The sequence below is a fragment of the Nocardiopsis sp. NPDC058789 genome (assembly GCF_042745575.1).
Taxonomy (GTDB): Bacteria; Actinomycetota; Actinomycetes; order Streptosporangiales; family Streptosporangiaceae; genus Nocardiopsis; species Nocardiopsis eucommiae.
The window spans coordinates 88,959-100,518 of sequence record NZ_JBHYOW010000008.1 but is presented as its reverse complement, the minus strand read 5'-3'; the positions used below and the strand labels follow the sequence as shown (position 1 = coordinate 100,518).

The 11,560-nt window shown below is 72.0% G+C and carries 11 protein-coding genes; 3 read left to right on the top strand and 8 right to left on the bottom strand.

The annotated features are described in order from the left end of the window. Positions 1-73 precede the first annotated feature (73 nt). A complete protein-coding gene (locus ACFW3L_RS13670; protein WP_378739974.1) occupies positions 74-1,096 on the bottom strand; it encodes an alcohol dehydrogenase catalytic domain-containing protein in 1,023 nt (340 codons plus the stop codon). Positions 1,097-1,260: 164 nt separating this feature from the next. On the opposite strand from ACFW3L_RS13670, the gene ACFW3L_RS13665 reads away from it, so the two are divergent. From ACFW3L_RS13665 to ACFW3L_RS13655, 3 genes are read left to right on the top strand one after another with little or no spacing between them, the layout of a single operon-like run. Beyond that, the gene (locus ACFW3L_RS13665) at positions 1,261-1,713 is read left to right on the top strand and encodes a helix-turn-helix transcriptional regulator (protein ID WP_378739972.1); all 453 of its coding nucleotides are present in this window, start codon (positions 1,261-1,263) and stop codon (positions 1,711-1,713) included. Between the two features lie 10 nt (positions 1,714-1,723). After that, entirely contained in the window at positions 1,724-2,134 is a 411-nt protein-coding gene (locus ACFW3L_RS13660) for a VOC family protein (protein ID WP_378739970.1), read from the top strand. After that, the gene (locus ACFW3L_RS13655) at positions 2,131-4,521 is read left to right on the top strand and encodes an ATP-binding cassette domain-containing protein (protein ID WP_378739966.1); all 2,391 of its coding nucleotides are present in this window, start codon (positions 2,131-2,133) and stop codon (positions 4,519-4,521) included. The genes ACFW3L_RS13660 and ACFW3L_RS13655 overlap by 4 nt, the downstream gene beginning before the upstream one ends. A gap of 39 nt (positions 4,522-4,560) precedes the next feature. Here the strand turns inward: ACFW3L_RS13655 and ACFW3L_RS13650 are convergent, their stop codons facing one another. From ACFW3L_RS13650 to ACFW3L_RS13620, 7 genes are all read right to left on the bottom strand, one after another. Next, positions 4,561-5,919, bottom strand: coding sequence for a multicopper oxidase family protein (locus ACFW3L_RS13650; RefSeq protein WP_378739964.1), 1,359 nt, complete (start codon positions 5,917-5,919; stop codon positions 4,561-4,563). Next, positions 5,909-6,763, bottom strand: a complete 855-nt coding sequence (locus tag ACFW3L_RS13645; protein ID WP_378739962.1) for a cupredoxin domain-containing protein — start codon at positions 6,761-6,763, stop codon at positions 5,909-5,911. The genes ACFW3L_RS13650 and ACFW3L_RS13645 overlap by 11 nt, the downstream gene beginning before the upstream one ends. Before the next feature lie 194 nt (positions 6,764-6,957). Next, the gene (locus tag ACFW3L_RS13640; RefSeq protein WP_378739960.1) at positions 6,958-7,533 is read right to left on the bottom strand and encodes a TetR/AcrR family transcriptional regulator; all 576 of its coding nucleotides are present in this window, start codon (positions 7,531-7,533) and stop codon (positions 6,958-6,960) included. Positions 7,534-7,609: 76 nt separating this feature from the next. Next, the gene (locus tag ACFW3L_RS13635) at positions 7,610-8,422 is read right to left on the bottom strand and encodes an ABC transporter ATP-binding protein (protein ID WP_378739957.1); all 813 of its coding nucleotides are present in this window, start codon (positions 8,420-8,422) and stop codon (positions 7,610-7,612) included. Further along, positions 8,419-9,453 carry a FecCD family ABC transporter permease gene (locus tag ACFW3L_RS13630; protein ID WP_378739954.1) on the bottom strand — a complete coding sequence of 345 codons (1,035 nt, stop codon included), beginning with the start codon at positions 9,451-9,453 and terminating at the stop codon, positions 8,419-8,421. Before ACFW3L_RS13630 ends, ACFW3L_RS13635 begins: the two co-directional genes overlap by 4 nt. Next, a complete protein-coding gene (locus ACFW3L_RS13625) occupies positions 9,450-10,493 on the bottom strand; it encodes a FecCD family ABC transporter permease (protein ID WP_378739952.1) in 1,044 nt (347 codons plus the stop codon). Before ACFW3L_RS13625 ends, ACFW3L_RS13630 begins: the two co-directional genes overlap by 4 nt. Further along, positions 10,490-11,515 (bottom strand): iron-siderophore ABC transporter substrate-binding protein, encoded by a 1,026-nt coding sequence (locus ACFW3L_RS13620; protein ID WP_378739950.1) that lies wholly within the window; start codon positions 11,513-11,515, stop codon positions 10,490-10,492. Before ACFW3L_RS13620 ends, ACFW3L_RS13625 begins: the two co-directional genes overlap by 4 nt. Between the last annotated feature and the right edge of the window lie 45 nt (positions 11,516-11,560).

Sequence of the window (11,560 nt, the reverse complement as noted above, 5' to 3'; positions counted from 1 at the left end):
GGTGCCCCGGAGGTGAACCTCCCCGGGGCACCGGCCCGAGGGGACTCGGCGCGCCCCCTCGGGTCCCGTCGTGTCAGGGCTGGACGAGGACCTTGAGGACCTCGCGCTGGTCCATCAGCCGGTAGGCCTCCGAGACGCCGTCGAGGTCGGAGGCGTGGTCGAAGACCAGGCCCGGGTGGACGTTCCCCTCCAGGACGTCGGGGAGCAGTTCCTCGATGTAGGCGCGCGCGGGGGCGGGGCCGCCGGTGAGGGTGACGTTCGCGGCGAACATCGCCGAGATCCCGATCGGTCCCCGCTCGTACTGGGGCAGGCCCACGCGGCTGACGGTGCCGCCGACGCGGGCCACGCCCAGAGCCGTCTCGTAGGCGTCCAGCTGGCCGACGGCCTCGATCACCGTGTGGGTGCCCTCGCCCCGGGTCAGTTCCCGGACCCGCTCCACGCCCTCCTCACCGCGCTCCGCGACCACCTCGACGGCCCCGAACTCCCGGCCCAGGTCGGTGCGGTCCTTGTGGCGGCCCATGAGGATGATCTCCTCGGCGCCCCTCCTCCTGGCGGCGAGCACGGACAGCAGGCCCACAGCACCGTCCCCGACGACGGTGACCGAGGTGCCGGGTCCGACCCCGGCGGTCACGGCGGCGTGGTGACCGGTGGGGTAGACGTCGGCCAGGGTCAGGAGCGAGGGCAGCAGAGCGGACTCCTCCCGCACGGGCAGCCGGACCAGCGTGCCCTGGGCCTGGGGGACGCGGACCACCTCGGCCTGGGCGCCGCTGAGCAGCCCCCCGTTCGCGCAGGAGGTGTGGAGTCCCTCCCGGCACAGTCCGCAGGTGTGGTCGGCGTAGGAGAACGGGGACACCACGAGGTCTCCGGGCCGGACCCAGGTGACCTCGGGTCCGGTCTCCTCCACGACGCCGACGAACTCGTGCCCGGCACGGACCCCCTCCTCGGAGGCGGGCATGCCCCGGTAGGCGTGCAGGTCGCTGCCGCACACGCACGTGCGCACCACGCGCACCAGGGCGTCGGCGGGATCGACGAGCTCCGGATCGGGCACGTTCTCCACCCGTACGTCACCGGCGCCGTACATCAGGGCCGCTCGCATCGGTTGCCTCCTTCGGGGTCCGGCCCGGCTGCCCGTGACCGAACGTGATCCATTGGTTACGACTGGCAAGATAGCGTGTCGGGCCCCGCCCCGTGGCGGGTTCCACGGGGACCGGAAGCCCCCTCCGTCGGGTCGTCTGGAGTCCGTCGTCACCCCGTGGCACGATGAGTCCCGTGACCAGTGGATCCGCCTCCGACAGGCACCTGAGTGACCTCACGCGTCTGCGGCGCGTCCGCGACCGGATCGACCGGGAGTACGCGCTGCCCCTGAACGTCGAACAGCTCGCCAGGGACGCCCACATGTCGGCGGGGCACCTCAGTCGCGAGTTCAGGCGGGCCTACGGCGAATCGCCGTACTCGTACCTCATGACCCGGCGCATCGAGCGCGCCATGGCGCTGCTGCGCCGTGGCGACCTCAGCGTCACCGACGTGTGCTTCGAGGTCGGCTGCTCCTCCCTGGGCACCTTCAGCACCCGTTTCACCGAGCTGGTCGGGGTGCCTCCCAGCACCTACCGCCGACAGGCCGTGGGCGAGGCGGAGGGCATGCCCTCGTGCGTGGTCCGACAGGTCACCAGACCGATCAGGAATCAAGAAGCGCGGCGTCCCGGCCAGTCGTAGTGTGACCAGCATGGACATCAAGATCAACGCCAGTTTCCTGCCGCACACCGACCCGGAGGCCTCGCTGGCTTTCTACCGGGACGTCCTCGGGTTCGAGGTCCGCCTCGACGTCGGGTACGAGGGGATGCGCTGGATCACGGTGGGGCCGGTGGGGCAGCCCGACACCTCCGTGGTCCTGGAGCCCCCGGTGGCCGATCCCGGGGTCACCGACGAGGAGCGCCGGGTCATCACCGAGATGATGGCCAAGGGGACCTACGCCTTCCTGAACCTGGCCACCCCGGACCTGGACTCCACCTTCGAGGAGATGGTGGCGAAGGGCGCCGAGGTCGTCCAGGAACCCACCGAACAGCCCTACGGCGTCCGTGACTGCGCCTTCCGCGACCCGGCCGGCAACCTGGTCCGGATCAAGGAGGACCGTTGACCGTCGGGGAGCCGACCGCGCCGCATCCGGCGGACGTCCACGAACTGATCCGGGTGCACGGGGCCCGGGAGAACAACCTCCGGGACGTCGGCATCGAGATCCCCAAACGCCGTCTGACGGTGTTCACCGGAGTCTCCGGGTCGGGCAAGAGCTCGCTCGTGTTCAGCACGATCGCCGCCGAGTCGCAGCGGATGATCAACGAGACCTACAGCAGCTTCGCGCAGGGGTTCATGCCGTCCATGCCCCGCCCTGACGTGGACGTGCTCGACGGGCTGACCACCGCGATCATCGTCGACCAGGAACGTCTGGGCGCCGACCCGCGCTCCACGGTGGGCACCGCCACCGACGCCAACGCGATGCTGCGCATCCTCTTCAGCCGCCTGGGACAGCCGCACGTCGGCTCCCCGCAGGCGTTCTCCTTCAACGTCGCCTCGGTCCGGGCCAGTGGCGCCATCACGGTGGAGCGCGGCGACCAGAAGACGGTGCGGCAGACCTTCACCCGTACCGGCGGCATGTGCGTCAACTGCGAGGGCCGGGGCAAGGTCACCGACTTCGACCTGCGTGAGCTCTACGACGACTCCAAGTCGCTGTCGGAGGGGGCGTTCACCATCCCCGGCTGGAAGTCGGACGACTGGTGGACCGTGCGGACCTACAAGGCGTCGGGCTTCTTCGATCCCGACAAGCCGATCCGCGAGTACACCGAGCAGGAGATGCGGGACTTCCTCCACCACGAGCCGGTCAAGGTGAAGGTCGAGAAGTCGAACCTGACCTTCGAGGGTCTGATCCCCAAACTCCGCAAGTCGTTCCTGTCCAAGGACAAGGAGGCGATGCAGCCGCACATCCGGGCGTTCGTGGAGCGCGCGGTGACCTTCACCGACTGTCCCGTCTGCGGCGGGACGCGGCTCAGCGAGGCGGCCCGGTCGTCGCGGATCGGCGGGGTGAACATCGCCGAGGTGTGCGCGATGCAGATCAGCGACCTCGCCGCGTGGGTGCGGGACCTGGACGAGCCGTCCGCCGCTCCCCTGCTGGAGGCGCTGCGCCGCACCCTGGACTCGTTCGTGGAGATCGGGCTGGGCTACCTCTCGCTCGACCGGGCGGCCGGGACGCTGTCGGGCGGTGAGGCCCAGCGTACGAAGATGATCCGCCACCTGGGGTCCTCGCTCACCGACACCACGTACGTCTTCGACGAGCCCACCGCCGGGCTGCACCCGCACGACGTGGAGCGGATGAACCGGCTGCTGCTGCGGCTGCGCGACAAGGGCAACACGGTGCTGGTGGTGGAACACGAACCGGACACCATCGCGATCGCGGACCACGTCGTGGACCTGGGTCCGGGCGCCGGCGCGGAGGGCGGCACCGTGTGCTTCGAGGGCACGGTCGAGGGGTTGCGGAGCAGCGGCACCACCACCGGGCGCCACCTCGACGACCGGGCCGCCCTCAAGGAGGAGGTGCGCGTCCCCACCGGCCGCTTCGAGGTCCGCGGCGCGGACACGCACAACCTGCGCGACGTGGACGTGGACATCCCGCTGGGGGTGCTCACGGTGGTCACCGGGGTGGCCGGGTCGGGCAAGAGCTCCCTCGTGCGGGGGTCGCTGGTCGAGGGGGCCTCGGCCGCGGAGGCGGGGGTGGTGGCCGTCGACCAGAGCCCCATCCGTGGCTCGCGGCGCAGCAACCCGGCGACCTACACCGGGCTGCTCGAACCGGTCCGCAAGGCGTTCGCCAAGGCCAACGGGGTCAAGCCCGCGCTGTTCAGCGCGAACTCCGAGGGTGCCTGCCCGGTCTGCAAGGGTGTCGGCGTCGTCTACACCGACCTCGGGTTCATGGCCAGCATCGCCTCCACCTGCGAGGAGTGCGACGGCAGGCGGTTCGACCCCTCGGTGCTGGAGTACCGCCTGGGCGGACGCGACATCAGCGAGGTACTCGCGATGTCGGTGACCGAGGCGGCCGGGTTCTTCGGGGAGGGTGAGGCACGGACCCCCGCCGCGCGGAGGGTCCTGGACCGGCTGGCCGACGTGGGACTGGGCTACCTGCGCCTGGGTCAGCCGCTCACCACGCTGTCCGGCGGTGAGCGGCAGCGGCTCAAGCTGGCCGTCCACATGGCCGAGGAGGGCGGCGTGTACGTCCTGGACGAGCCGACCACCGGCCTGCACCTGGCCGACGTCGACCACCTGCTGCGCCTGCTGGACCGGCTGGTGGACTCCGGGAAGTCGGTGATCGTGATCGAGCACCACCAGTCGGTGATGGCGCACGCCGACTGGATCATCGACCTCGGCCCGGGGGCGGGCCAGGACGGTGGCCGGGTGGTCTTCGAGGGCACCCCGGCGCAGATCGTCGCGGACCGCTCCACGCTCACCGGTCAGCACCTGGCGGACTTCGTCGGGGGCTGACGGCGGGGTCGGGGACCGGCGGCGCGCCGGTCCCCGACCTCACCCGGTGACCTCCAGGACGCCCATCATGCCCAGGTCCTCGTGGTTGAGGATGTGGCAGTGGTAGACGGTCCGGCCCGCGCCGTGCCGGAAGGGCACGAGCAGGCGCACGGTCGACCCGGCCGGGACGTTCACGGTGTCCCGCCAGGCCCGGTAGGGCTCGGGCACCCCGTCCCGGTCCAGCACCTGCACCGGGTAGCTGTGCAGGTGGAAGGGGTGGTCGCTGCCGTGCTCGTTGACCACCTCCCAGATCTCCAGGGTGTCCAGCCGCGCCTCCGCGTCCACCCGGTCCATGTCGAAGATCCGTCCGTCGATCGTGAAGGACCCGTCGGGGGTGGCGCCGAAGACCACCTGCCTGGTCCTGACCGCGTCCGCGGGGTCCAGCTCCTCGACCGGCAGCAGACGGTCGGGCGGGGGCATGGGGGCGTGCCCCGCGGGCACCTCCACGACCGCCAGGGTCCTCTCCTCGTTGGTCTCCCCACCGGGCCCGTAGACCGAGTAGGGGAGGCGGACGAGGGCGAGGCGCCCCGCCTCCACGGTCTCCACGAGGACCTCGGCCCGCTCACCGGGGGCGAGCAGGACCTCCTCGACCTCCCTGGGGTGTTCGACCGGGCCGACGTCGGTGGTGACCAGGTGCGTCGGGACCGCCGAGCCGTCCTCGCGCAGGCATCCCAGGAGCAGGTGGTCTCCAGCGGTGGAGTTGAGCAGCCGCAGCCGGGTGAGCCCTGAGCGCGCGGTGATCCGGGGCTGGTCCACCCCGTTGGCCACGACGTCGCGGCCCGCGCGGGTGAACATCACCAGCCGGTCGTCGGCCGCCGCCAGCGCGGGGACCTCCCGGTCGAGGGGCCCCTCCACGACGATCGGCCCGGCCAGCCCGGCCAGGAGCTGGCGTTCCACGTCCCCGTGGGCGTGCGGGTGGTACCAGTGGGTGCCCGCGCAGCCCTCCGCGACCGGGAACTCCTGGGTGTGGGACTCCCCCGGCGACACGTGGTGCAGCGGCTGGTCGACCTCGGGGGTGAGGGGAAGTCCGTGCAGGTGCAGGCTGCTGGGCGCGTCGACGGTGTTGGTGAACTCCACCCGGACGGTGTCGCCCTCGCGCACCCTCAGCAGGGGGCCCGGGCTCGTGCCGTTGTAGGCCAGCCCGGTGCCGGTCGACTCCGCGACCAGGCGGGCGACACGGACCCCGTCGGCGTCGGTGGTCAGGGGAATCTCGGGCAGGTCCGGCAGCTCGGGGCGGTCGGTGGGCAGGTCCGGGCCGCCCGCGCGGAGCAGGACGGGCAGGGCGGCCGCCCCGGCGACCGCCGCACCGGCGGCGGTGAGGAAGGCCCTGCGCCGCAGGAGCCGGGGGTCAGTGGTCATGGCCGGTCCCCGGGGTGCGCTCGGTGTCCGCCGTGTCCTCACCACCGGTGGCGTCCGCGCGTCCGTCACCGACCACGACCAGGCTCCCGACCATCCCGCTCCCCTCGTGGTCGCCGACGGTGCAGACGAACGGGTAGGTCCCGGCGTCGGCCTCGACGACCACCGTGCGGGTCCGGCCGCTGGGGACGGTGGTGTCGATACCCAGCGCCTCGACGGCGAAGCTGTGCGACCTGTCGGTGTGGTTGGTGAACCGAAAGGCCATGGGCTGGCCCTCCGCCACCCGGAGCTGGCCGGGTTCGAAGCGGAAGTTGACCATGTCCACGGTGGGCAGAGCGGCGATCTCCTCGTCGCTGAGGCCGCCGGTGTCGTCGGGCTGCGGGCTGGCGAGGACCAGACCGAGTCCGAGCACGGCGCCCAGTGCCGCGCCGAGGACGGCACCGGTCACGGCGCGGCGGGGCGAGGGCCTCCTCCGTGCGGACCGGTCCAGCACGGCGGTGGTCAGGACGGTTCCGGCGGCGAGGACGGTCAACACGGCCACCGCGAAGGGGACGGCGTCCCCGGGCCGGGAGAGGTCGAAGGAGAGCTCCACCACGCGCATGGGGAGCAGGAGGAGGACGGACAGGACCGCCGTGACCGGGGCCCAGCGGGCACCTCGCCAGTAGCCCAGGGCGGCGACCAGGGGCAGGAGGGCCAGCGAGACCTGCACCGGGTTGACTCCCCCGGAGATGACCAGGGCGGCGACGAGGGTCGCGGTGGTCAGCACCAGGGTGGAGACGAGGGCCGTCCCCGTGGTGGGTCCGGTCCCGCCGGGTGCGTCGGCGCGGGTCTCGGGGGTCGTTGTCATGGCGTCGCCTCTCAGGGTCGGGGGTCGTTCGCGGGGTTGCGGACCGCTGCGGGGCGAGGCGACGGTGTCGAAAACAGCCATTGTGTGAGCACTCACTCACAGGCGTGGGTCGAATAAGTGCCCGCCTCTCAGCGGGCACGAACGAGGAGGGGGCGACTCGGGCGGACGTCAGGGGACGGACCGCTCCGGCCGCGTCACCCCGTGGATCGGGGGTGGTGGGTCATGCCGTTGGCCAGGGTGCGCGCCCACGGGGCGTCCACCTCGTCCAGGTCGAGGGCGGTGATCAGGTGGCACATCAGGCCCATGGCGAAGAAGTACTGGACCTGGTCGCGGGTACCCCCCGAGAGCGAGTGCGCCAGGGTGACCGCCGAGGCGTAGCCCTTCCTGAACGCCTCGCGGATCTCGGGGACGTCGGTGGCGCTCTGGGCGTGCACCTGGAGCATGAGCAGGTCCCGGTCGGCGATCAGCGCCGCGTAGGCGTCGCCCATCCCCTCCAGGACCTGGGCGGCCGAACCCCCGAGGGAGCCCTCCGCCCCTTCCCGCAGGGCCTGTTCCACGCGCTCGAAGCACAGTTCCAGCGTCGCCGTGAACAGCCCCAGCTTGCTCCCGAACAGTCGGAAGACGTAGGCCTGGGAGATCCCGGCGGCGTCAGCGATGTCGGTCACCGGGGTCGCGTGGTACCCGCCCTTCGCGAAGGCGGACACCGCGTGCCTCAGGATCAGGGCCCGGCGCGCCTCCGCCGTCGAACGCCCTCCGTCTTTCGGACTCATGGGTGTGAGTACACACTCACAATCCAGTTCTGTCAACCCCACAGTCGGCCGCCGCCCTCCGACGGCGCGGGGCCGCTCAGTCCACCGACACGGCCCGGTGGTGTCGGCCGATGGGGAGCATCAACGGCTTCCCCGACGTGGGGTCGGTGATGATCTGGCTCTCCATGCCGAACACCACCCGCACCGCCTCCGGGGTGAGCACCCGCTCCGGTGGACCCGCCGCGTGCAGCCCGCCCCCGGCGAGCGCGATCAGGTGGTCGGCGTAGCGCGCAGCCAGGTTGAGGTCGTGCAGGACCAGCACGACCGTGGTCCCGCGCGACGCGTTGAGGTCGGTGAGCAGGTCCAGGACCTCCACCTGGTGACTGACGTCCAGGAACGTGGTCGGTTCGTCCAACAGGAGCAGGTCCGTGCGCTGGGCCAGCGCCATGGCGATCCACACCCTCTGGCGCTGCCCGCCGGAGAGCTCGTCCACGGGCCGGTCCGCGAGCTCCACCGTCCCGGTCGCCTCCAGGGCCTCCGCGACCGCTTCGTCGTCCTCGTTGCTCCAGCGGGTGAACAACCGCTGGTGGGGGTGGCGTCCACGACCCACGAGGTCGCTCACCGTGATGCCCTCCGGGGCCACCGGTGACTGCGGGAGCAGGCCCAGGGTCCGCGCGACCTCCTTCGGCTGCGTGCGGTGGACCTCCCTGCCGTCCAGCAGGACCCGGCCGGAGCGCGGCGCCAGCAGCCGCGACATCGAGCGCAGCAGGGTGGACTTGCCGCAGGCGTTGGCGCCGACGATCGCGGTGATCCGTCCCGGCGGCACGGCCAGGTCCAGGGAGTCGATGACGTCGCGGTCCTTGTACCCGAGCGTCAGGTCCTCGACGAGGAGCGAGTGGTCCGTGGTCACAGGGAGCCTCCCACGCGGTTGCTGCGGATGATGAGGTAGACGAGGTAGGGGGCGCCGAGCACCCCGGTGACGACCCCGACGGGGAACCGGGTCCCGAAGGCGAACTGACCGCAGAAGTCGGCGACCAGGACGAGGAGGGCGCCCACCAGGGCGGAGGGCACCAGCAGGGAGCCGTCCGAGCCCACCAGGCGGGCGGCGATCGGCCCGGAAAGGAAGGCCACGAAGGCGATCGGCCCGGACGCGGCGGTGGCGAAGGCGATGAGCCCGACCGCCCCGACCACCGCCAGGAGCCGGGTGCGGTCCACCCGGACGCCCAGCGCCGAGGCGGTGTCGTCGCCCAGTTGGAGGGCCGAGAGGTTTCCGGACTGGCCCAGGAGCAGCGGCGTGATGAGCGCCAGCGCGACGACGACCGGCACCGTCGCTCCCCACCCGGCGCCGTTGAGGCTCCCGGTGAGCCAGCGCATCGCCTCCTGGTGGTCCCAGGTGGCCGCGCGGTCCAGGATGTGGGAGGTGATGCTGTGGAGCATGGCCGCGACGCCGATGCCGATGAGGATGAGCCGGGTGCCCGAGACCCCGTCCTTGTACGACAGCAGGTAGATCACCAGCGCCACCCCGAGCCCGGCGACGATCGCGAAGACCGACACCCCGGCCCCGTCCAGGGAGAGCACCACGATCGCGAAGGTCGCCGCCGCGCTCGCCCCGGCACTGATACCGATGATGTCCGGGCTGGCCAGGGGGTTGCGCAGCATGGTCTGGAAGGTCACTCCGGCCAGCCCGAAGCAGGCCCCGGCGGCGATCGCGAGCACGGCGCGGGGCAGGCGGAGCCGTCCGACCGTGAAGGAGGCTCCGGGGACGTCCTGGCCGAGGATCACCCGGGCGACGTCACCGGGCGGGTAGAAGGTCTGTCCCACCATGAGGGTGACGGAGAAGCCGACCACGAGCAGGAGGGCGAGGACGACGATCACGGTGTGCCGTCGCCGCGCCCGGCGCGCGCGACCGCGCGTGACGGTCTCGACGGTGGAGATGCTCACAGGGAACGAACCTTCTGACGTCGGACGATGTAGATGAAGAAGGGGGCGCCCACCAGCGCGGTCACGATCCCCACATCGATCTGTCCGGGGCGGGCCACCACGCGGCCGACCACGTCGGCGGCGGTCAGCAGCGCGGCGCCGGTCAGGGCCGAGAACGGCAGCAGCCAGCGGTGGTCGACGCCCACGAGCAGGCGGCACACGTGCGGGATCACGAGGCCGACGAACCCGATCGGGCCGGTGACGGCGGTGCTGGCGCCGCACAGCACGACGGAGCCGACCGAGGCGGTGACCCGCGAGATCGCGACGCGCTCGCCCAGTCCGGCGGCGAGGTCGTCGCCCAGCGCCAGGAGGTTGAGGCCCCGGGCGGAGAGAAGGCACACGACGAACCCGACCACCAGGAAGGGCAGTACGTGGGAGATGGACGCGAACGTGCCGCCGCCCACACCGCCGATCTGCCAGGAGCGGACCCCGTCGGCGATGTCGTTGCGGGGCAGCACGACGGCGCTGATGAACGAGGACAGCGCGGCGGAGGTGGCCGCACCGGCCAGCGCCAGCTTCAGCGGGCTCGCGCCTCCCCGACCCAGGGATCCGATGACGTGCACGAACAGGGCCGTGACGGCCGCGCCGACGATACCGGCCCAGATGAAGCCGGTGGCCGTGGCCAGGCCGAGGTGGGCCATGCCGATGACGACGGCCAGCGAGGCACCCATGTTCACGCCCAGGATGCCGGGGTCGGCCAGCGGGTTGCGGGTCACGCCCTGCATGACCGCGCCCGAGACCCCGAGCGCCGCGCCCACGAGCACGGCGAGCAGGGTCCGTGGGATGCGTTTGGCCACGGCCGCCTCGTCGAAGCCCTCGGCCGATCCGCCGAAGGCCGCCACGATGTCGGCCCACTGGACGTCGCGGGATCCGACCGAGACGGAGAGGAACATCAGGACCAGCAGGACGGCGAGGACCAGGAGCAGCCAGAGGGGCCTGCCCCGGCGCGGGGACCGCACGGTGGCGGCCCCCGCCTCAGGGGATGCGGTTCGGGTGGTCACTGCGCTCCGTCAGCGGCCTCGGCCAGGAGCGACAGGTAGTCGTCGAGGATCCACGAGATCGACAGCGGGGTCGGGTTCGCGGCGGTGCCGAGCGGGCTGTCACCGGGCAGGTTCACCACGGCCGCGTTCTCGACGGCGGGCATCTGCGACAGCAGCGGGTCGCCCTCCAGCGCCTCGACCAGCTCCTCGCCGCCGTAGGTGACGATGATCTCGACGTCGTCGAAGGCGTCGGCCTGCTCGGCGCTGTGGGTGAGGGAGAACTGGTCGGTCTCGGCGGAGGCGGTGGCGACGCTCTCGGGGGTGACCATGCCGATGTCCTCGAAGAACAGCGCCCGGGTGTCGTGGGTCGTGTAGAAGCTGACCTCGCTGAGGTCGGTGGTGTCCACGTGCGTCATGAACATCGCCGCCGCGCCCTCGATCTGCGGGTACTCGGCGACCGCGGCGTCGATCTCGGCCTCCAGGTCGGCGATGAGCTCGGCGCCCTCGTCGGCCCTGCCGATGGCGGCGCTGTTGAGCTCGATGGTGTCGCGCCAGGAGGTGCCCCAGGCCGTCTCCGGGTAGGCGACGACGGGGGCGATCTCGCTGAGGGTGTCGTAGTCCTCCTGCGTGAGGCCGGAGTACGCGGCGAGGATGACGTCGGGCCGGGTGTCGGCGACGGCCTCGAAGTCGATGCCGTCGGTCTCGTCGAAGAGGACGGGGGTCTCGGCGTCCAGCTCCTCGAGCTTCTCCTCGACCCACGGGAGCACGCCGTTGTCGTCGTCGTCACCGAAGGTGGCGGCGGCCATGCCGACCGGGACGACGCCCAGGGCGAGCGGGACCTCGTGGTTGGCCCAGTTGACCGTGGCGACCCGTTCCGGCTCGGAGTCGATGGTGGTCGTTCCGAGGGCGTGCTCGACGGTGACGGGGGTCCACTCGCCGGAGGCGCCGTCGCCCTCCCCGGAGGGTGAGGAGGAGCACGCGGCGAGGGTGAGGGGGATGAGTGCGGCGGTGGCGATCGCGGCCAGCCGTGGGGCGCGGGTCATGGTGTCCTTCCGGTGGTGACCAACCCCGGAAACCGGGAGTTAGGT